Here is a 20,379-nt window from a genome sequence, read left to right on the forward strand (position 1 = left end):
GAAGAATGTCCGTTCGTCGATTAGCCGAAGATCAATTCCAGCCTGCCGCGTTCGCCTTCAATGATGAGAACGCTGCCTGGGCGGAAAAGACGATCAAGAAATATCCTGAAGGCCGTCAGCAATCGGCGGTCATTCCGCTGCTGATGCGGGCGCAGGAACAGGATGGTTGGGTCACGCGCGCCGCGATCGAACAGATCGCCGACATGCTCGACATGGCCTATATCCGTGTTCTCGAGGTCGCGACCTTCTACACGCAATTCCAGCTGAACCCGGTCGGCACGCGCGCCCATATCCAGGTCTGCGGGACGACGCCTTGCATGCTGCGCGGCTCGGAAAGCCTGATGGCGGTTTGCAAGAGCAAGATCCATCATCATCCCTTTGAGCGGAACGCCGAGGGTACGCTTTCCTGGGAAGAAGTTGAATGTCTCGGGGCCTGCGTCAACGCTCCGATGGTCATGATCGGCAAGGATACTTATGAAGATCTGACGCCTGAGCGCCTTGAAGAGATCATCGACGCGTTTGAGGTCGGCAATGGCGCAAGCATCGAGGTTGGTCCGCAAATCGATCGTCACTTCTCCTCGCCGGAAGGCGGCCCGACGACGCTGCTGAGCGAAGAGCCGAAGGCAAAGAAGGCTTCTGCCAAGAAGACCGTCGCGGAAGCTGTGACTGCAACGGTCGATGCAGCACCGGTCCCGCCGTCCGAAGCTGCGCGTGCAAAGAGCACCGACGTCGAGACGAATGCTGCGCTGAAGACGCCGGCGACTGATCCGAAGGCCGCCGCGAAGAACGTCAAGGCTGTTGAAGAGCAGCCGGCCCCCGCCACGGCTGCGCAGGTCGAGCATGCCGCAAAGCCCTCGCTCAGCGACAAGAACCGCCCCGCCGGCGTCGAAAAGCCCGCGACGCCTGACGATCTGAAGATGATCTCCGGCGTCGGCCCGAAGATCGAAGCGACCCTGCATGAGATCGGAATCTTCACCTTCGCGCAGGTCGCGGTATGGAAGAAGGCCGAACGCGAATGGGTTGACGGCTACCTGAATTTCAAGGGCCGTATCGAGCGCGACGATTGGGTCAAGCAGGCCAAGGCGCTCGCCAAGGGCGGCGAAGCGGAATATATCAAGGTTTTCGGTAAGAAGCCGCGGTAAGAAGGTGAAGCATGTTACAAGATAAAGACCGCATCTTTACCAACATCTACGGCCTTAAGGACAAGTCCCTGAAGGGCGCGATGAGCCGCGGCCACTGGGACGGCACAAAGCAGATCCTCGAAAAGGGTCGCGACTGGATCATCAACGAGATGAAGGCCTCGGGGCTTCGCGGACGTGGCGGCGCGGGCTTCCCGACCGGTCTCAAGTGGTCCTTCATGCCGAAGGAAAGCGACGGACGCCCGCACTATCTCGTCGTCAATGCTGATGAGTCGGAGCCCGGTACCTGCAAAGACCGCGATATCATGCGCCACGATCCGCATACGCTGATCGAAGGCTGCGTCATCGCAAGCTTCGCCATGGGTGCGAACGCCGCCTACATCTACGTCCGCGGTGAATACATCCGCGAGCGTGAAGCGCTGCAAGCTGCTATCGACGAATGCTATGACTACGGTCTGCTCGGCAAGAGCAACAAGCTCGGCTACCCCATTGACATCTACGTCCATCATGGTGCTGGCGCGTATATTTGCGGCGAAGAGACGGCATTGCTCGAAAGCCTCGAGGGCAAGAAGGGCCAGCCGCGCCTGAAGCCGCCGTTCCCGGCGAACATGGGTCTCTATGGCTGCCCGACGACCGTGAACAACGTTGAGTCGATCGCCGTTGCTCCGACCATCCTGCGTCGTGGTGCGGGCTGGTTCTCCTCGATTGGTCGTCCGAACAACGTCGGCACCAAGCTTTTCATGCTTTCCGGTCACGTCAACAAGCCGTGCACGGTCGAAGAAGAAATGGGCATCACCTTCCGTGAACTCGTGGATCGTCACGCTGGTGGTATTCGCGGCGGCTGGGACAACCTGCTCGCCGTCATCCCGGGCGGCGCATCGTGCCCAATCGTCCCGGCCAAGGACATTATCGACTGCCCGATGGATTTCGACGGCCTTCGCGCTGTCGGCTCGTCCTTCGGTACGGCTGCCGCGATCGTCATGGACAAGTCCACCGACGTCGTCAAGGCGATCGCTCGCATCTCGGCCTTCTTCAAGCATGAGAGCTGCGGCCAGTGCACGCCGTGCCGCGAAGGCACCGGCTGGATGTGGCGTGTGATGGAGCGCATGGCCAAGGGCAATGCCCAGAAGCGCGAAATCGACATGCTGTTCCAGGTCACCAAGCAAATCGAAGGTCACACTATCTGTGCGCTCGGTGATGCCGCTGCATGGCCGGTGCAGGGTCTGATCCGGAACTTCCGTCACGAGATCGAAGCGCGTATCGACCAGTATACGGCAAGCGCGCTGGATCACGGGGCGGTTCTTGAGGCTGCAGAGTAAGGGCGATGACGACGAAGGCGTCCGACAGCATGAAGAAGGAAGGAGCGGCTGATTTCTCGGCCGACTTCGGTCGTCTTGCTGCCGAGATGCTGGAAAACGCTCGCGCGCTGCCCGTGCCGCCGGTGATGGTCAACCCCGCTGCGGCAATGGCTGCGGCGACGGCGATCGGTTTCGGCTTTTCGACACAGATGGCCGGCGCGTTTTTCGGAGCCTTGCAGGGTGCGCTCGATGCAACGAGCAAGCTGGCGGCAGTACTTGACGAAACGCCGCCCGATGAAGGCAAGCCTGAGGTCGAGATCCGGCCGGAGAATGTTCACCCCACGCCTGCTAAGAAGGCAACCGCCAACGTCAAGCTTTCGGTTGTTCCGGCTCGGCAACCGGACGTAAAGCCCGAGGTGGTTACAAAGCCCGCATCGCGTGCCCGAAAGGTTGACGATCTGAAGCAGATTTCTGGCGTCGGCCCGAAGATCGAGCAGGTCTTGAACGCCAAGGGTATTCGCAGCTTCACCGCCATCGCTGCCTGGTCTCACGAGGACGTGGCACGTATTGACGCGGAGCTCGGCTTTGATGGGCGCATTGCGCGTGACGGCTGGATAGCGCAGGCAAAGGCGCTCGCCGCCAAGGGGCGCAAACGAAAGTAAGTTTTTCGGCCGGAACGGCCGGAGCAAGGTCAAGGCTGAAGAGTGAAGGGCAGGGGCCCGAAACCGCAGAGGCCGAAAGCTGATCCCGGATCTCGGGGTGAGCAGAGAATTTGAGCGACACCGATGCCAACGGGACAAGAATCCGGCCTGGCAGCGAAACTGTTGCAAAGTGGGTTTGTTTGCCGCCATCCGGCAAACGGAAAACAGGACTGAGTGACGATGGCAAAACTGAAGATTGACGGCAACGAGATCGAAGTTCCGGATCATTTCACGCTGCTGCAGGCGTGTGAGGAAGCCGGTGCTGAAGTTCCGCGCTTCTGCTTCCATGAGCGCCTTTCGGTTGCCGGCAACTGCCGCATGTGCCTCGTTGAGGTAAAGGGCGGCCCGCCGAAGCCGCAGGCATCCTGCGCCATGGGCGTGCGCGATATCCGCGGCGGTCCGAACGGCGAGCTTCCGGAGGTCTTCACCAACACGCCGATGGTCAAGAAGGCCCGCGAAGGCGTGATGGAATTCCTGCTGATCAACCATCCGCTGGATTGCCCTATCTGCGACCAGGGCGGCGAATGCGATCTGCAGGACCAGGCGATGGCCTTCGGCATCGACAGCTCGCGCTATCAGGAAGACAAGCGCGCCGTCGAAGACAAATATATCGGACCGCTCGTCAAGACGGTCATGAACCGCTGCATTCACTGCACGCGCTGCGTTCGCTTCACGACCGAGGTGGCCGGCATCTCCGAACTCGGCCTGATCGGCCGCGGCGAGGACGCCGAAATCACCACCTACCTCGAGCAGGCGATGACCTCCGAGCTACAGGGCAACGTCGTTGACCTCTGCCCGGTCGGCGCGCTGACCTCGAAGCCGTTCGCCTTCACGGCGCGTCCGTGGGAGTTGAGCAAGACCGAAACGATCGACGTCATGGACGCGCTCGGTTCCGCCATCCGTGTCGACACGCGCGGCCGCGAAGTCATGCGCGTGATGCCGCGCGTTAACGACCAGATCAATGAAGAGTGGATTTCCGACAAGAGCCGCTTCATCTGGGACGGCCTGAAGACGCAGCGCCTCGACCGCCCATACGTCCGCAAGGATGGCCGATTGCAGGCAGCGACCTGGGGCGAAGCCTTCGGTGCGATCAAGGCTGCCGTGGCCGCGACCAGCGGCGAAAAGGTCGGCGCGATTGCCGGCGACCTCGCATCCGTCGAAGAAATGTACGCTTTGTCGGAGCTGGTGAAGTCACTCGGTTCCGACAATCTCGACTGTCGTCAGGATGGGACGGCACTTGATCCGTCGCTCGGGCGTGCAAGCTACGTCTTCAACCCGACAATCGAGGGCATCGAACAGGCGGACGCGCTGCTGATCATCGGCGCCAACCCACGCTTCGAAGCGGCCGTGCTCAACGCCCGCATCCGCAAGCGCTGGCGTCGCGGCAACTTCCCGATCGGCTTGATCGGCGAAGCCGGCGAACTGCGCTATGACTATGAATATCTCGGCGCTGGCCCGGATACGCTGAAGGATCTCCTCGACGGCAACCATGCCTTCACGAAGGTTCTGACGGATGCCAAGCAGCCGATGATCATTATCGGCCAGGGCGCTCTGTCGCGCACCGATGGCGCTGGCGTTCTCGCAACGGCAGCTAAGCTTGCCGGCACCGTCGGCGCGGTTGTCGAAGGCTGGAACGGATTTGCAGTCCTCCATACTGCTGCGTCGCGTGTCGGCGGCCTCGACCTCGGCTTCGTTCCGGGCGCAAAGGGCGTCAACGCTGCAGAGATGCTGGCGTCCATGGACGTTCTCTTCCTGCTCGGCGCCGACGAGCTTGATTTCGCCGCCAAGAAGGCAAAGCTGACGGTCTACATCGGCTCGCACGGCGACAACGGCGCCCATCATGCCGACGTCATCCTGCCGGCTGCTGCCTATACCGAAAAGTCTGGCACCTGGGTCAACACCGAGGGTCGTGTTCAGATGGGTAATCGCGCAGGCTTCGCGCCGGGCGACGCCCGCGAAGACTGGGCAATCCTGCGTGCGCTTTCCGACGTGCTCGGCAAGAAGCTTCCATTTGATTCGCTTGGCGAATTGCGTGCAAAGCTCTATGCGGCATTCCCGCATTTCGCAGCGCTCGACGAGATCGCTGAAAGCGACAGCGCCAAAATTGCCGCAGTTGCGAAAAAAGCCGGCAAGATGAACAAATCCGGGTTTGCGTCGCCGGTCAAAGACTTCTATTTGACGAACCCGATCGCGCGCGCTTCGGCAGTGATGGCCGAGTGCTCGGCATTGGCCCGCAATAACTTCAAAGTCGCGGCAGAGTAAGGGCAGGGACTATGGAATCGTTTGTTTCAACTTATGTCTTGCCCGGCCTCCTTATGGTCGGTCAGTCGCTTCTTCTTCTGGTTTGCCTGCTCGTCTTTATCGCCTACATCCTATTGGCCGACCGCAAGGTCTGGGCGGCCGTGCAGCTCCGCCGCGGTCCGAACGTGGTGGGCCCGTGGGGCCTTTTCCAGTCCTTCGCCGATCTTTTGAAGTTCGTCTTCAAGGAGCCGGTCATTCCTGCCGGCGCCAACAAGGCGGTCTTCCTGCTGGCGCCGCTCGTCACCGTGCTTCTGGCGCTGTCGACCTGGGCCGTCGTGCCGCTGGCAGATGGCTGGGTCATCGCCAACATCAACGTCGGCATCCTGTACATCTTCGCGATCTCGTCGCTCGAAGTGTACGGCATCATCATGGGCGGCTGGGCTTCGAACTCGAAGTACCCGTTCCTCGGTGCACTGCGTTCCGCCGCGCAGATGGTGTCCTACGAGGTCTCGATCGGCTTCGTTATCGTCACCGTGCTGCTCTGCGTTGGTTCGCTGAATCTGACGGATATCGTCCATGCCCAGCAGGCCGGCCTCGGCACGCGTCTCGGTCTGCCGTCGTCGTTCCTCGACTGGCATTGGCTGGCGCTATTCCCGATGTTCATCATCTTCTTCATTTCGGCGCTTGCCGAAACGAACCGCCCGCCTTTCGACCTTCCGGAAGCAGAATCGGAACTCGTCGCCGGCTTCATGGTCGAATACGGCTCCTCGCTCTACATGATGTTCATGCTCGGCGAATATGCGGCCATCGTTTTGATGTGCTCGCTGACGACGATCCTGTTCCTCGGAGGCTGGCTGCCGCCGGTCGACGTGTGGTTCGTGAACTGGGTTCCGGGCGTAATCTGGTTCACGCTTAAGTCGTGCCTGGTGTTCTTTATGTTCGCGATGGTCAAGGCATTCGTGCCGCGCTATCGCTACGACCAGCTGATGCGCCTCGGCTGGAAGGTCTTCCTTCCGCTGTCGCTTGCCATGGTCGTTATCGTTGCATTCGTGCTGAAGCTGACGGGTTGGGCATGATCATGCCGGCCCTCGTTTCAAGCAAAATTGGAGGTTGAAGATGGCAGGCTTGTCCAACGCTGTCAGCTCGCTGTTCCTGAAGGAATTCGTCAGTGCGTTCTGGCTGACCTTCCGGTACATTTTTAAGCAGAAGGCAACAATCAACTACCCGTTCGAAAAGGGGCCGGTCAGCCCGCGCTTCCGCGGCGAACACGCACTGCGTCGCTATCCCAACGGTGAAGAGCGCTGCATCGCCTGCAAGCTCTGCGAGGCGATCTGTCCTGCCCAGGCGATCACCATCGAAGCCGGCCCACGCCGCAACGATGGCACGCGCCGCACGGTTCGTTACGACATCGACATGGTCAAGTGCATCTACTGTGGCTTCTGCCAGGAAGCGTGCCCGGTCGATGCGATCGTCGAAGGTCCGAATTTCGAATTTGCAACGGAAACCCGCGAAGAACTCTACTTCGACAAGGCGCGGCTTCTGGAGAACGGCGACCGTTGGGAGCGCGAAATCGCGCGCAACATCGCGCTGGACGCACCGTACCGTTGATCGAAATTGAAATGCCGGAGTGCCGCCCGTTGCGTGGCTTCCGGTCAACATGCACCGAGGCTTTGCCGGATCCCGTCCCGCGAAGCTTCATCGGGCAGGGAAACTCCCGGCTGCCCGGGGGAAGATGAAAAAGGCACCAACATGGGTCTGCAGGCTCTATTTTTCTATCTTTTCGCCTTTGTCGCGGTAGCGTCGGCGTTCATGGTCATTTGGTCGAAGAATCCGGTACATTCGGTTCTTTTCCTGATCCTGGTTTTCTTCAACGCGGCCGGCCTTTTCCTGCTGCTTGGCGCCGAGTTCCTGGCGATGATCCTGCTCGTCGTTTACGTCGGTGCCGTGGCGGTTCTCTTCCTCTTCGTGGTCATGATGCTCGACATCGACTTCACGGAGCTGCGCGCCGGCGTTCTCGAATACGCGCCGATCGGTGCGATCATCGGGTTGATCCTGGCGGCGGAGCTCATCGTTGTCGTCGGCGGCACGGTCATTTCGCCGGAGATCGCCAAGACGGTCGCGATGCCGATCCCGGCTCTGACCGAGCGCACCAACACCGCCGCACTCGGCGACGTTCTCTATACGAATTACGTCTACTTCTTCCAGATCGCTGGTCTCGTGCTGCTCGTCGCTATGATTGGTGCAATCGTGCTGACGCTGAAGCATCGCACACACATCAAGCGGCAGAACATTGCCAGACAGGTTGCCCGCAATCCGGCGACCGCCGTTGAGGTGGTCAAAGTCAAGCCGGGGCAGGGCGTTTGAGGCAGGCGCGAGCTTAAGGAACAAACACAATGGTCATCGGACTTTCCCATTACCTGACGGTCAGCGCCATCCTCTTCACGCTCGGCGTCTTCGGCATCTTCCTTAACCGGAAGAACATCATCGTCATCCTGATGTCGATCGAGCTCATCCTGCTTGCGGTCAACATCAACATGGTCGCCTTCTCGTCATTCCTCAACGACATCGTCGGCCAGGTTTTTGCACTGTTCATTTTGACCGTTGCTGCTGCTGAAGCGGCCATCGGTCTTGCAATTCTCGTCGTCTTCTACCGCAACCGCGGCTCGATCGGCGTCGAAGACGTCAATATGATGAAGGGCTGAGGGCTCATGTTTTTATATAAAGCTATCGTCTTTCTTCCCCTGATTGGCGCGATCATCGCCGGGCTCTTCGGCCGCGCGATCGGCGCCAAGGCATCGGAATACGTTACCTGCGGTTTGATGATCATCGCCGCCGTTCTCTCGTGGTACGTTTTCATTACGGTCGGCATGGGCCACCACGAAGGTGGTCCGATCAAGGTCGAGGTCCTGCGCTGGATCCAGTCCGGCGGCGTTGACGTTTCCTGGTCGCTGCGCATCGATACGCTGACCTCGGTCATGCTGATCGTCGTCAACACGGTCTCGACGCTGGTACACGTCTATTCGATCGGATACATGCATCATGATCCGCATCGTCCGCGCTTCTTTGCCTACCTCTCGCTCTTTACCTTCGCCATGCTCATGCTGGTGACCGCCGACAACCTGGCCCAGATGTTCTTCGGCTGGGAAGGCGTTGGTCTGGCTTCGTACCTGCTCATCGGCTTCTGGTTCAAGAAGCCGTCGGCAAACGCCGCTGCGATCAAGGCCTTCATTGTCAACCGCGTTGGCGACTTTGGCTTCATCCTTGGTATTTCCAGCCTGTTCGTGCTCTTCGGCGCGATCAATCTCGATACCATCTTCGCCAACGCTGCGAGCTTTGCTCCGGCCGAAGCCGGCGGCGAGGGCGGCGAAATCGTTCTCAACCTCTTCGGTATGCACCTGGACAAGGCACAAGCGCTGACCGGCGCCTGCCTGCTGCTCTTCATGGGCGCAATGGGTAAGTCGGCACAGTTCCTGCTGCATACTTGGCTGCCTGATGCAATGGAAGGCCCGACGCCGGTGTCGGCACTTATCCATGCCGCAACCATGGTTACCGCAGGTGTCTTCCTTGTCGCCCGCATGTCGCCGCTGTTCGAGCTTTCGCCAGATGCGCTTGTGTTCGTAACGACGATCGGTGCCATTACGGCCTTCTTCGCCGCGACTGTCGGCCTCGTGCAGAACGACATCAAGCGCGTCATCGCTTATTCGACCTGCTCGCAACTCGGCTACATGTTCGTCGCGCTCGGCGTTGGCGCTTATGGCGCGGCCATCTTCCACCTCTTTACGCACGCCTTCTTCAAGGCTCTGCTGTTCCTTGGTGCCGGCTCGGTGATCCACGCCGTCGATGGCGAGCAGGACATGCGTTACATGGGCGGTCTGCGCAAGCACATCCCGGTCACTTTCTGGATGATGACGATCGGCACGCTGGCGCTGACCGGCGTCGGCATCCCGTTCACCCCGATCGGCTTTGCGGGCTTCTTCTCCAAGGACGTGATCATCGAGGCGGCTTACGCGTCGCATTCGCCGGTCGCAGGCTTTGCCTTCACGCTTCTGGTCATCGCAGCTCTCTTCACCAGCTTCTATTCCTGGCGTCTGGCGTTCCTGACCTTCTTCGGTCAGCCGCGCGCTTCGCACGAAGTCATGCACCACGTTCATGAATCTCCGCAAGTCATGCTGGTTCCGCTCTACCTACTTGCCGCCGGCGCGGTTCTTGCCGGTGTCCTTTTCGAAGGCCGTTTCTACGGCGAGGAATACGCTGAGTTCTGGAAGGGTGCGCTCTTCACCTCCGAGCACAATGAACTGCTGGAAGAATTCCACCACGTTCCAGCGTGGGTCGGCCTCAGCCCCTTTATCGCCATGCTTGTTGGTTTCGTCACCGCTTGGTACATGTACATCAAGTCGCCGTCGACGCCGCGCGTCCTCGCCAAGCAGCATCGGGTTTTGTACCAGTTCCTCTTGAACAAGTGGTACTTCGACGAACTTTACGACTTCTTGTTCGTACGCTCGGCAAAGGCGCTCGGCCGCTTCTTGTGGCAAAAGGGTGACGTCGGCGTCATCGACACCTACGGCCCGAACGGCATCGCTGCCCGCGTCGTCGATGTCACCAACCGCGTCGTGCGCTTGCAGACTGGTTACCTCTATCACTACGCGTTCGCCATGCTGATCGGCGTTGCGGCGCTTGTTACCTGGATGATGCTCGGGAGTTCCTTCTGATGACCGATTGGCCTATTCTTTCAACGGTCACCTTCCTGCCGCTCGTCGGCGTGGTGCTCCTACTGCTGATGAATGAAAACGGTCCGAGTGGCCGCCGCAACGTCCTCAACATCTCGTTGATTACGACGGTCGCGACGTTCGTCCTTTCGCTCTTCCTCTGGATCGGTTTCGACAATGCGAACCCGGGCTTCCAGATGATCGAGAAGCATGGCTGGCTGGGCACCGGCATCAGCTATCATCTCGGCGTTGACGGGATCTCGATGCTCTTCGTGATCCTGACGACCTTCCTCATGCCTTTCTGCGTGCTGGCGAGCTGGCTGTCGATCGAGAAGCGCCTGAAGGACTACATGATCGCTTTCCTGATCCTGGAAGTGATGATGGTCGGCGTCTTCGTTTCGCTTGATATCGTTCTCTTCTACGTCTTCTTCGAAGCCGGCCTCATTCCGATGTTCCTCATCATCGGTGTCTGGGGCGGCAAGGATCGCGTCTACGCCAGCTACAAGTTCTTCCTCTACACGCTGCTCGGCTCCGTTCTGATGCTGCTCGCCATTATGGCGATGTACTGGCAGGCCGGCACGACCGATATTCAGGCACTGCTCGCCTACCAGTTCCCGCCACAGATGCAGACCTGGCTCTGGCTTGCCTTCTTCGCGTCCTTCGCGGTGAAGATGCCGATGTGGCCGGTTCACACCTGGCTTCCGGACGCGCACGTTCAGGCGCCGACGGCCGGCTCGGTCATCCTGGCCGGCGTGCTCCTGAAGCTAGGCGGCTACGGCCTGATCCGCTTCTCGCTCGGTATGTTCCCGGTTGCCTCCGAGTTCTTCGCACCGCTCGTCTTTGCGCTGTCTGTGATCGCCATCATCTACACCTCGCTGGTGGCCCTGATGCAAGACGATATGAAGAAACTGATCGCATACTCGTCCGTTGCCCACATGGGTTACGTGACGATGGGTATCTTTGCGGCCAACGCGCAGGGTCTGCAGGGCTCGATCTTCCAGATGCTGTCGCACGGCATCGTCTCGGGCGCTCTCTTCCTTTGCGTCGGCGTCATCTACGACCGAACCCATACCCGCGAGATTGCGGCCTATGGCGGTCTGGTCAACAACATGCCGAAATACGCCGTTGCGATGATGGTCTTCACGATGGCAAACGTCGGCTTGCCGGGCACCTCGGGCTTCATCGGCGAATTCCTGACCCTGATTGGCGTCTTCCGCGTCAACACCTGGGTCGCGCTCTTCGCCGCAACGGGCGTTATCCTCTCCGCTGCCTATGCGCTCTGGCTCTATCGCCGGGTCATCTTCGGCGCGCTGGAAAAGGAAAAGCTGAAGGCGCTGCTCGATCTTTCTCGGCGTGAACAGCTGATCCTCTATCCGCTGATTGCACTGACCATCTTCTTCGGCGTCTATCCGGCTCCGGTCTTCGATGTGACCGCTGCATCGGTTGACCAGCTGATCCATAGCTACACGGCCGCAGTCCAGGCAGCGCACGACGTTGCGCTGTCGATGAAATGATGACGGGACTTTTGGGACATGACCTCTGAAACAATTCTCGCAAGCCTGCATCTTTCCATTCCGGAGTTGATCCTCGCGGTCGGCGCCTTGGTGTTGTTGATGGTCGGCGTCTTCTCGGGAGAGCGCTCCGGCCGTATGGTCAGCGTTCTCGCGCTGATCGTGCTGGCGGCGGCCGCTCTCTGGCTGATCTTCGTTCCGAGTGAAGGCGTTGCTTATGGCGGCGTCTTCCTGTCGGACGGCTTTGGTCGCTTCATGAAGATCACGGCGCTGGTCGGCTCGATGGTGGCGCTCTTCATGTCGCTCGGCCTTGCCAGGGAAAACCAGCTCGACAAGTTCGAGTTTCCGGTGCTGCTCGTGCTCTGCACGCTCGGCATTCTGCTGATGATTTCGGCCAACGACCTCATCTCGCTCTACCTCGGCCTCGAACTGCAGTCGCTGGCGATCTACGTCGTTGCTGCGATCAATCGCGACAGCGTCAAGTCCACGGAAGCCGGTCTGAAGTACTTCGTGCTCGGCGCGCTCTCCTCGGGCATGCTGCTTTACGGCATGTCGCTGGTCTATGGCTTCACCGGCCACACGCAGTTCGCTGCGATTGCTCAGGCATTGACCGTTGACGGCGCGCGTTCGCTCGGCCTCATTTTCGGCCTTGTCTTCATCCTTGCCGGTATCGCCTTCAAGATTTCGGCCGTTCCGTTCCATATGTGGACGCCGGACGTTTATGAAGGTGCGCCGACCCCGGTCACGGCTTTCCTTGCAAGCGCCCCGAAGGTTGCTGCGATGGCGATGATGACCCGCATCGTCATTACCGCCTTCCAGCCGGTTCTGGCCGACTGGCAGCAGGTCGTGGTCTTCATTTCGATCGCCTCCATGCTGCTCGGCTCCTTCGCCGCAATCGGTCAGAGGAACATCAAGCGCCTGATGGCCTATTCGTCGATCGGCCACATGGGCTATGCGCTGGTTGGTCTTGCCTCCGGCACGCAGACCGGCGTCTCGGGTGTCATGCTCTACATGGTCATCTACATGGTCATGACACTCGGCAGCTTTGCGATCATCATGTCGATGCGTCGCAAGGACGGCACGGTTGTCGAGGAGGTCAACGATCTGGCCGGCCTGTCGACCACCAATCCGTTCATGGCGACGGTGCTGACCATCCTGATGTTTTCGCTGGCCGGTATTCCTCCACTCGCAGGCTTCTTCGCGAAGTACTTCGTGTTTGTCGCTGCAATTGAGGCAAAGCTCTATGCGCTTGCCATCATCGGCATTCTCGCATCGGTCGTCGGCGCGTACTACTATCTCCGCGTCATCAAGCTAATGTGGTTCGATGAAGCCACCGACGAATTTGCACGCGTGTCCGGTTCGCTGCGCCTGGTCTTCGGTGTCTCCGGTCTCTTCGTTCTCGCCTATGTCCTCATCGGCGGTCCGATCGGCGGCGCAGCCGAGCTTGCTGCTGCGACGCTCTTTTGATGAACTCCGAGGCACGGCGCCGGATATCGCTCGACGATTTCAGGCACGAGGCTCTGTCGGAGACATCGTCCACCAACAGCGAATGCCTTGCCCGTGCGCGGGCAGGGGACCGCGGTCTCCTTTGGATCACGGCGGAAAAGCAGACCGGCGGCCGTGGCCGCCGGGGTCGCCCCTGGGTTTCCGAGCGGGGCAATCTCTATGCCTCGCTTCTCCTTATCGATCCGGCGCCCATGGAGCGTCTGGGCTCGCTGCCGCTGGCGATTGCCGTCGCAGTGCATCAGGCCGTGCGCCAGGTGTTGCCGCACACGGCCGAGCGGCTGGAAGTGAAATGGCCGAACGATATCCTGATCGGGCGAAAGAAGACCTGCGGCATTCTCGTCGAGGCCGAAGCTCTGCCTGACGGGCGCCACGCGCTCGTCATCGGTATCGGCATCAATGTCGCTTTCATGCCCGACAACCCGCTTTACCCCGTGACTTGCCTACGCGAGCAGGGGAGCTCTGCTTCCCCTGAAGAGGTTTTCGCGCATCTCTTCGCGTCGATGGCCGAAGTCCTCGAGGCATGGGATCGTGGCCGTGGAGTGCGCGAAATCACCGAACGCTGGCGCCAAGTCGCCTGCGGTATCGGCGAAAAGATAACTGTGAACCTGCCGGACCGGTCGATTTCCGGCCACTTCGCCGGAATTGATGATAATGGCCTGTTGATGCTGGATACTGGCGCAGGCAGGATGATGACGATTGCTGCCGGCGATGTCTTCTTTGGTTGATTGGAAAAAAGAATAATATGGCGAAGCAGGACGAATTGGTATTTCTGCCGTTGGGCGGCGTTGGCGAGATCGGAATGAATCTCGCCCTTTATGGCTACGGCCCGCCGGACCATCGCCAGTGGATCATGGTCGACTGCGGCGTCACCTTCCCCGGACCTGACCTGCCGGGCGTCGATCTTGTGCTGCCCGACATTCGCTATCTCGCGAGCGAGCGGAAGAGCCTGAAGGCGATCTTCATCACCCACGCCCATGAGGACCATTACGGCGCGCTCGCCGATCTATGGCCGGGCCTCAATGTCCCGGTCTATGCCTCGGCCTTTACCGCCGGGCTGCTCGAGGCGAAGCGAAACTTCGAGAAGTCGGCCATCGGTGAGATTCCGGTGACACTGTTTACGGCGGGCGATACCGTCAATGCCGGCCCCTTCAGTGTCGAGGGCGTCGCGGTCAACCATTCCATTCCCGAGCCGATGTCGCTGGTGATCCGCACACCACTCGGCAATGTAATCCATACCGGTGACTGGAAGATCGACCATGAGCCGTCTCTCGGTCCGCTGACGGACGAGACGCGTTTCCGCCAGCTCGGCGATGAAGGCGTCTTGGCGCTGATGTGCGATTCCACCAACGCCCTGCGCGACGGTGTCTCGCCCTCGGAAAAGGACGTCTCGGAGAGCCTGCGCAAGATCATCGAGAATGCCGAGGGTCGCGTCGCGGTGACGACGTTCTCATCGAATGTCGGCCGTATCCGCACAGTAGCCGAGGCGGCGGAGGCTGAAGGCCGCGAGGTCCTTCTGCTCGGCAGTTCGCTCAAGCGCGTGGTCGACGTTTCCCGCGATATCGGCCTGATGGAAGGCATCAAGCCGTTCATTTCAGAAGACGAGTACGGCTATATTCCACGCGACAAAGTGGTCGTCATACTTACGGGAAGCCAGGGTGAGCCACGCGCGGCCCTTGCCAAACTCTCGCGCGACGAGATGCGCAACGTGGCGCTTGCCTCCGGCGATATCGTCGTATTTTCCTCGCGCGCTATTCCCGGCAACGAGAAGGCGATTCAGGATATCAAGAACGGCCTCATCGAGCAGGGTGTCCATGTGATCACCGACAACGAGGCTCTTGTCCACGTTTCCGGACATCCGCGCCGCAACGAGCTGCAGAAGATGTACGAGCTGACGAGGCCGAAGATCGTCGTGCCGGTGCACGGCGAGGCGACGCACCTGACGGCACACAAGGAACTCGCGGAGCAGTCGGGCATCTCGATCGTGCCGCGCGTGCGCAACGGCGACATTCTTCGTCTGGCGCCAGGACCAGTCGAGGTGATTGACGAGGCGCCGCATGGCCGCATCTACAAGGACGGCGCGCTGATCGGCGATTTTGACGAAATGGGCATCGGCGAGCGTAAGAAGCTCTCCTATGTCGGCCACGTCGCCGTCAACGTCGTGATCGACAGCCGCTACGATATCGTCGGCGATCCGGACCTAGTTGCAATCGGCCTGCCTGTCTACGACGACGAGGGCGACGAGATGGAAGACACGCTCTATGATGCTGCAGTTGGTGCCATCGAAAGCATTCCGCGGGCTCGCCGCAAGGATCTCGACCTGCTGCAGGAGTCGGTTCGCCGTGCTATCCGCGCAGCGGCAAACCAGACCTGGGGGAAGAAACCCGTCGTCACAGTCTTTGTTACGAAGGTCTGACGAATGCTCGGCCGGGTCAACCACGTTGCTATCGCCGTTCCCGACCTTGCGGCCGCATCGGCTGCATATCGGGACACACTCGGCGCAACCGTCTCAGCCCCGCAGGCTCTACCGGAACACGGCGTCACCGTCGTCTTCGTCGAGTTGCCGAATACCAAGATTGAACTCCTGCAGCCGTTGGGAACGGAATCGCCAATTGCGGCTTTCCTGGACAAGAACCCGTCCGGCGGAATGCACCATATCTGCTACGAGGTCGGCGATATCCTCGCCGCCCGCGACCAGCTGACCCAACGCGGGGCAAGAGTGCTCGGCAGCGGCGAGCCGAAGATCGGCGCGCATGGCAAGCCGGTGCTCTTCCTGCATCCGAAGGATTTCTTCGGCACCCTGATCGAGCTCGAGCAGGTCTGAGCAAGCCTGCGGCAGAGTGACCGAAATCCCGCAAAAGTTGGGAAGGGGTCTGAACCGGCTTTGAGTTGACGGGTATTTCGGCCTATAAGCACGGCAACTGCGATAACCGCAGAGAGCCTAGCGGGACAATTCGATGCTGCAGATATTTCTACAGGGCTTCGCCGTCTACTTTATCGTGTGGTGGATCACCCTCTTTGCCGTGCTCCCGATCGGCCTGCGCACGCAGGCAGAGGATAACGACGTCGTTCCCGGCACCGTCCCGAGCGCGCCGACCCGGTTCCGGCCTGTCTTTGTCTTCTCGATGACAACGCTCATTTCTGCCATCATCTATGCGCTTTGGTATATTGCTTCGAATTACTTCGGATGGGGCTTCGACGCCCTGCCGCAGATCGGCCCGTCATTTTCGAACGTCTAAGGGCGTTTGCCCAGTTTTTGGGCGGATGCAGATTGCGGCTGTCATACTACGTGTCATGAAGTTGCGGCATGGAGGTGCCGTTACGTGATACGGGCATTGCGTAACGGCAGGCGAGCTATTCCAGAATTTTCTTGAGCAGCGAAAAGCCAAAAAAAAACAAGGCTGAAAGCCTTGTTTTAAGTATCGCGTGATCCTTATCCGTTGCCGGGGCTGCGACAAGCGCGCCTAAGATCTGATCCTCCCAAGACTTGACCGCGAAATCGACAGGGATTTGAGCTCCCTGCCTGTTTTGTGGGCTAAAACTAGCTCAAAGATTGGGCTTTGTCATTAGGTTTTTTTGCATTTTTGCTACACTCCAGCAAATTTTTTCTGTTGATAAGAATTTCGTACAAACCATTATAATTCCGCCTTTTTCTTACTTTGTCTGCTTCGCAAGTGCGAACATGCTTTAACGGAAGGCCGCTTGAGCCCGTCGCGGGTTTCTTTCCTTTCGCGAAGCAGTTATGAACGCTGCCAATATCTGTAATCGCCTTCGATTCCGCGACCTGCGGTGTCTCAACAGCTCTGGAATTCGCCATGCGCCTGTCTCGCTATTTCATGCCCATCCTCAAGGAAAATCCCAAGGAAGCGGAGATCGTCTCTCACCGGCTGATGCTGCGCGCGGGCATGATCCGGCAGCAGTCGCAGGGCATCTATTCCTGGTTGCCGCTCGGCAAGCGCGTCCTGGACAAGGTCAACAACATCATCCGCGAGGAGCAGAACCGCGCCGGCGCGATCGAGTTGTCGATGCCGACGCTGCAGTCTGCTGAGCTATGGCAGGAAAGCGGGCGCTACGACGCCTACGGCAAGGAAATGCTGCGCATCAAGGATCGCCAGGATCGGCCGATGCTGTATGGCCCGACGAACGAGGAAATGGTCACGGATATCTTCCGGTCCTACGTGAAGTCCTACAAGAGCCTGCCGCTCAACCTGTATCACATCCAGTTGAAGTTCCGCGACGAGATCCGTCCGCGCTTCGGCACCATGCGCTCGCGCGAATTCATGATGAAGGACGCTTATTCCTTCGATCTGACGCGCGAAGATGCAGAGCACTCCTACAACAAGATGTTCACCGCCTATCTGCGCACCTTCGACCGCCTCGGCTTACGCGCTATTCCGATGCGCGCCGATACCGGCCCGATTGGCGGCAATCTCAGCCATGAGTTCATCATCCTGGCCGACACCGGCGAGTCCGAAGTGTTCTGCCACAAGGACTTCGTGAACTTTGATATCCCGGCCGAAGATACCGACTTCGAGAGCGTCGAGGGCCTGAAGGCTGTCTTCGACAAGTGGACATCGCTTTATGCAGCCACATCGGAGATGCATGACGAAGCTGCGTTCAATGCGGTTCCCGAAGGCGACCGCCTCTCCGCCCGCGGCATCGAAGTGGGCCACATCTTCTACTTCGGCACCAAGTATTCGGAGCCGATGGGCGCGAAAGTGCAGGGTCCGGATGGCAAGGAACATACTGTCCACATGGGTTCCTACGGGATTGGACCGACGCGCCTTGTTCCCGCCATCATCGAAGCATCGCATGATGAGAACGGAATCATCTGGCCGGCGTCCGTGGCGCCGTTCGATGCGGTCGTAATCAACATGAAGGCCGGTGATGCGGCGTGCGATGCGGCCTGCGAGAAGATCTATGCGGTGCTGTCGAACGCCGGTAAGGATGTCCTCTATGACGATACAGACGATCGCGCCGGGACGAAATTTGCGACCGCCGACCTGATCGGGGTTCCGCTGCAGATCATCGCCGGCCCGCGGGCGGTTGCGAGCGGCGAAGTAGAAGTGAAGGACCGCAAGACGGGCGCCCGTGAAACGATGACCATCGACGCGGCGATCAACAAGCTCTTGGGCTGAGCAGGCGGGAGACAAAATGGCAGATGCAGCGGTGAGCCAGCAGCAGGGTTCCAAATCCGGCTCGGCGCCGGCCAGCCGGCCATTTTCCGCCTTCGAACGGCTTGTGGCGTGGCGCTATCTGCGTGCCCGCCGCAAGGAGGCGTTCATTTCGGTGATCGCCGGCTTTTCTTTCATCGGCATCATGCTCGGTGTCGCCACGCTCATCATCGTCATGGCTGTGATGAACGGATTTCGTACGGAGCTGATCTCCCGCATTCTCGGCATCAACGGGCACATGATCGTTCAGCCCGTCGATACGCCGTTCAACGACTATCCGGCGTTGACCGACAGACTTGCTGCCGTGCCGGGTATAAAATTGGCGCTCCCGCTGGTGGAGGGGCAGACACTGGCGTCGGGGCAGGGCGGAGCCGGGACGGGCGCGCTGGTCCGTGGTATCCGGCCTGAAGACCTGGACAAGGTGAAGACTGTCTCCGGCAACATCAAGTCCGGCGACCTTGTTGGTTTCGCCGCAGGACAAGGCGTACTGATAGGCTCGCGTATGGCCGAGCAGCTCGGCCTCCAGGCTGGAGACAGCATCACGTTGATATCACCGGAGGGTGACATCACGCCGATGGGCGTCAACCCGCGGGTCAAATCCTATAAGGTCTCGGGCATTTTCGAGATCGGCATGTCGGAATACGACGCCACGATCATCTACATGCCGCTCGAGGAAGCACAGCTCTATTTCAATGCCGAGGGGCTGGTTCAATCCATTGAACTCTTCGTCGACAATCCCGACGACATCGACAATATGCGGCCGAAGGTGGAAGCCGCGGCCGGCCGCCAGATTGCGATCACCGACTGGCGCCAACGCAACCAGACCTTCTTTTCGGCCTTGCAGGTCGAGCGCAATGTCATGTTCATGATCCTGACGCTCATCGTTCTCGTTGCTGCGCTGAATATCATTTCCGGCCTCATCATGCTGGTGAAGGACAAGGGCAGCGATATCGCCATCCTGCGCACGATGGGCGCAAGCTCCGGCGCGATCATGCGCATCTTCTTCATGACGGGCGCGGCAATCGGTGTCGTCGGCACGTTGGCCGGCGTTCTGCTCGGCGTCATTGTCTGTATCAATATCGAGAAAATCCGCGAGTTCTTCTCCTGGGTTTCCGGCACGGTGCTGTTTGATCCGCAGCTCTATTTCCTCAGCCAACTGCCGGCAGAAATGAGCCTCAGAGAGACGCTCTCTGTTGTGATTATGGCGCTGACACTGTCCTTCCTCGCCACCATCTTCCCGGCATGGCGAGCCTCCAAGCTCGATCCCGTGCAGGCCCTGCGCTACGAATAAGGAATGCCCTGTTCATGAAACGGAATACCGTTCTCAAGCTTTCCGGTGTCGAGCGCCACTATGGCCAGGGCGAGACGCTGCTCTCGATCCTCAAAGGTGCGGATTTTACGTTGAAAAGCGGCGAAATCGTCGCCCTCGTCGCACCGTCAGGCACGGGAAAATCGACACTGCTGCATGTTGCCGGCCTGCTTGAGCATCCCGACGGCGGCGAGGTGACGATTAATGGCCATGCCTGCGACGGCTTGTCGGACGACAAGCGCACCATGATCCGCCGCAACGAAATCGGCTTCGTCTACCAGTTCCATCATCTACTGCCGGAATTCTCCGCGATCGAGAACATCATGATGCCGCAGATGATCGCTGGCCTGCCGCGCAAGGAAGCGAAGGAGCGGGCCGGCCAGCTGCTCGACTACATGCGGATCGGCCATCGCGGTACCCATCGCCCCGGGGAGCTTTCCGGTGGCGAGCAGCAGCGCGTCGCGATTGCCCGCGCCGTCGCCAATGCGCCGAGTCTGCTGCTGGCGGACGAACCGACGGGAAATCTTGATCCGGAAACCGCGAGCTATGTTTTCGATGCCTTGGAAGCGCTGGTGCGCCAATCGGGCTTGGCAGCGCTGATTGCGACCCACAACCACGAACTCGCCGCCCGTATGGATCGTCGTGTGACGATCGTCGACGGCAAGGTGGTGGATTTCTAGCTAGTGCCCGTCCATAAACGGCTGGTTTTCTAGTGCTTGCAGCGCGTTTGGGTTCCGCTTGGTGGCCGCTTTGAAGCCATGCGGTGTGGCTTATGGGTGCTAATTGCGGCGGCCAGG

The 20,379-nt window shown here is 59.7% G+C and carries 18 protein-coding genes; all 18 read left to right on the top strand.

Translation table 11 applies throughout. From position 1 onward, the window contains the following. Positions 1–5: 5 nt before the first annotated feature. Positions 6–1,142, top strand: coding sequence for an NADH-quinone oxidoreductase subunit E (locus FHT71_RS28955; protein WP_183723021.1), 1,137 nt, complete (start codon positions 6–8; stop codon positions 1,140–1,142). An 11-nt stretch (positions 1,143–1,153) separates the two neighbouring features. Further along, on the top strand, positions 1,154–2,458 hold the full coding sequence (gene nuoF, locus FHT71_RS28960) for an NADH-quinone oxidoreductase subunit NuoF (protein WP_007789664.1): 1,305 nt from the start codon (positions 1,154–1,156) through the stop codon (positions 2,456–2,458). A 5-nt stretch (positions 2,459–2,463) separates the two neighbouring features. Next, positions 2,464–3,099 (top strand): helix-hairpin-helix domain-containing protein, encoded by a 636-nt coding sequence (locus tag FHT71_RS28965; protein ID WP_132593986.1) that lies wholly within the window; start codon positions 2,464–2,466, stop codon positions 3,097–3,099. A 219-nt stretch (positions 3,100–3,318) separates the two neighbouring features. Then, positions 3,319–5,400: an NADH-quinone oxidoreductase subunit NuoG gene (gene nuoG, locus FHT71_RS28970; protein WP_183723023.1), complete on the top strand. Its 2,082-nt coding sequence runs from the start codon at positions 3,319–3,321 to the stop codon at positions 5,398–5,400. Positions 5,401–5,411: 11 nt separating this feature from the next. Next, positions 5,412–6,455: an NADH-quinone oxidoreductase subunit NuoH gene (gene nuoH, locus FHT71_RS28975; RefSeq protein WP_007789669.1), complete on the top strand. Its 1,044-nt coding sequence runs from the start codon at positions 5,412–5,414 to the stop codon at positions 6,453–6,455. A gap of 40 nt (positions 6,456–6,495) precedes the next feature. Then, positions 6,496–6,987 carry an NADH-quinone oxidoreductase subunit NuoI gene (gene nuoI, locus FHT71_RS28980; protein WP_007789671.1) on the top strand — a complete coding sequence of 164 codons (492 nt, stop codon included), beginning with the start codon at positions 6,496–6,498 and terminating at the stop codon, positions 6,985–6,987. A 141-nt stretch (positions 6,988–7,128) separates the two neighbouring features. Next, the gene (locus FHT71_RS28985; protein WP_007789673.1) at positions 7,129–7,743 is read left to right on the top strand and encodes an NADH-quinone oxidoreductase subunit J; all 615 of its coding nucleotides are present in this window, start codon (positions 7,129–7,131) and stop codon (positions 7,741–7,743) included. 29 nt (positions 7,744–7,772) lie between these two features. Further along, a complete protein-coding gene (nuoK, locus tag FHT71_RS28990; protein ID WP_007531803.1) occupies positions 7,773–8,081 on the top strand; it encodes an NADH-quinone oxidoreductase subunit NuoK in 309 nt (102 codons plus the stop codon). Between the two features lie 6 nt (positions 8,082–8,087). After that, the gene (gene nuoL, locus FHT71_RS28995; protein WP_007789675.1) at positions 8,088–10,088 is read left to right on the top strand and encodes an NADH-quinone oxidoreductase subunit L; all 2,001 of its coding nucleotides are present in this window, start codon (positions 8,088–8,090) and stop codon (positions 10,086–10,088) included. Continuing rightward, on the top strand, positions 10,088–11,599 hold the full coding sequence (locus FHT71_RS29000; protein WP_007789678.1) for an NADH-quinone oxidoreductase subunit M: 1,512 nt from the start codon (positions 10,088–10,090) through the stop codon (positions 11,597–11,599). Before nuoL ends, FHT71_RS29000 begins: the two co-directional genes overlap by 1 nt. A gap of 18 nt (positions 11,600–11,617) precedes the next feature. Then, complete coding sequence (gene nuoN / locus FHT71_RS29005) at positions 11,618–13,063, top strand: NADH-quinone oxidoreductase subunit NuoN (protein WP_132593990.1); 1,446 nt, start codon at positions 11,618–11,620, stop codon at positions 13,061–13,063. Next, entirely contained in the window at positions 13,063–13,827 is a 765-nt protein-coding gene (locus tag FHT71_RS29010) for a biotin--[acetyl-CoA-carboxylase] ligase (RefSeq protein ID WP_007789682.1), read from the top strand. Before nuoN ends, FHT71_RS29010 begins: the two co-directional genes overlap by 1 nt. A 17-nt stretch (positions 13,828–13,844) precedes the next feature. Beyond that, complete coding sequence (locus tag FHT71_RS29015) at positions 13,845–15,515, top strand: ribonuclease J (RefSeq protein WP_132593992.1); 1,671 nt, start codon at positions 13,845–13,847, stop codon at positions 15,513–15,515. A 3-nt stretch (positions 15,516–15,518) separates the two neighbouring features. Continuing rightward, the gene (mce, locus tag FHT71_RS29020) at positions 15,519–15,923 is read left to right on the top strand and encodes a methylmalonyl-CoA epimerase (RefSeq protein WP_132593994.1); all 405 of its coding nucleotides are present in this window, start codon (positions 15,519–15,521) and stop codon (positions 15,921–15,923) included. Positions 15,924–16,056: 133 nt separating this feature from the next. Continuing rightward, on the top strand, positions 16,057–16,338 hold the full coding sequence (locus FHT71_RS29025; RefSeq protein WP_007789695.1) for a DUF1467 family protein: 282 nt from the start codon (positions 16,057–16,059) through the stop codon (positions 16,336–16,338). A 576-nt stretch (positions 16,339–16,914) separates the two neighbouring features. Further along, entirely contained in the window at positions 16,915–18,237 is a 1,323-nt protein-coding gene (gene proS / locus FHT71_RS29030) for a proline--tRNA ligase (protein WP_132593996.1), read from the top strand. Between the two features lie 16 nt (positions 18,238–18,253). Next, positions 18,254–19,564 (top strand): lipoprotein-releasing ABC transporter permease subunit, encoded by a 1,311-nt coding sequence (locus FHT71_RS29035; RefSeq protein ID WP_007789700.1) that lies wholly within the window; start codon positions 18,254–18,256, stop codon positions 19,562–19,564. Positions 19,565–19,578: 14 nt separating this feature from the next. Then, positions 19,579–20,262: an ABC transporter ATP-binding protein gene (locus tag FHT71_RS29040; protein ID WP_007789702.1), complete on the top strand. Its 684-nt coding sequence runs from the start codon at positions 19,579–19,581 to the stop codon at positions 20,260–20,262. The last annotated feature ends 117 nt before the right edge of the window (positions 20,263–20,379 follow it).

This window comes from Rhizobium sp. BK060 (genome assembly GCF_014193145.1).
Classification (GTDB): domain Bacteria; phylum Pseudomonadota; class Alphaproteobacteria; order Rhizobiales; family Rhizobiaceae; genus Rhizobium.

Bases quoted from the DNA above. Each gene is read 5' to 3' on its own strand.
- nuoG (WP_183723023.1), top strand. From the start codon at position 3,319: ATGGCAAAACTGAAGATTGACGGCAACGAGATCGAAGTTCCGGATCAT.
- FHT71_RS29000 (WP_007789678.1), top strand. From the start codon at position 10,088: ATGACCGATTGGCCTATTCTTTCAACGGTCACCTTCCTGCCGCTCGTC.
- nuoF (WP_007789664.1), top strand. From the start codon at position 1,154: ATGTTACAAGATAAAGACCGCATCTTTACCAACATCTACGGCCTTAAG.
- FHT71_RS29040 (WP_007789702.1), top strand. From the start codon at position 19,579: ATGAAACGGAATACCGTTCTCAAGCTTTCCGGTGTCGAGCGCCACTAT.
- FHT71_RS29025 (WP_007789695.1), top strand. From the start codon at position 16,057: ATGCTGCAGATATTTCTACAGGGCTTCGCCGTCTACTTTATCGTGTGG.
- nuoK (WP_007531803.1), top strand. From the start codon at position 7,773: ATGGTCATCGGACTTTCCCATTACCTGACGGTCAGCGCCATCCTCTTC.
- FHT71_RS28965 (WP_132593986.1), top strand. From the start codon at position 2,464: ATGACGACGAAGGCGTCCGACAGCATGAAGAAGGAAGGAGCGGCTGAT.
- proS (WP_132593996.1), top strand. From the start codon at position 16,915: ATGCGCCTGTCTCGCTATTTCATGCCCATCCTCAAGGAAAATCCCAAG.
- FHT71_RS29015 (WP_132593992.1), top strand. From the start codon at position 13,845: ATGGCGAAGCAGGACGAATTGGTATTTCTGCCGTTGGGCGGCGTTGGC.
- nuoN (WP_132593990.1), top strand. From the start codon at position 11,618: ATGACCTCTGAAACAATTCTCGCAAGCCTGCATCTTTCCATTCCGGAG.
- FHT71_RS28985 (WP_007789673.1), top strand. From the start codon at position 7,129: ATGGGTCTGCAGGCTCTATTTTTCTATCTTTTCGCCTTTGTCGCGGTA.
- FHT71_RS29010 (WP_007789682.1), top strand. From the start codon at position 13,063: ATGAACTCCGAGGCACGGCGCCGGATATCGCTCGACGATTTCAGGCAC.
- FHT71_RS29035 (WP_007789700.1), top strand. From the start codon at position 18,254: ATGGCAGATGCAGCGGTGAGCCAGCAGCAGGGTTCCAAATCCGGCTCG.
- mce (WP_132593994.1), top strand. From the start codon at position 15,519: ATGCTCGGCCGGGTCAACCACGTTGCTATCGCCGTTCCCGACCTTGCG.
- nuoI (WP_007789671.1), top strand. From the start codon at position 6,496: ATGGCAGGCTTGTCCAACGCTGTCAGCTCGCTGTTCCTGAAGGAATTC.
- nuoL (WP_007789675.1), top strand. From the start codon at position 8,088: ATGTTTTTATATAAAGCTATCGTCTTTCTTCCCCTGATTGGCGCGATC.
- FHT71_RS28955 (WP_183723021.1), top strand. From the start codon at position 6: ATGTCCGTTCGTCGATTAGCCGAAGATCAATTCCAGCCTGCCGCGTTC.
- nuoH (WP_007789669.1), top strand. From the start codon at position 5,412: ATGGAATCGTTTGTTTCAACTTATGTCTTGCCCGGCCTCCTTATGGTC.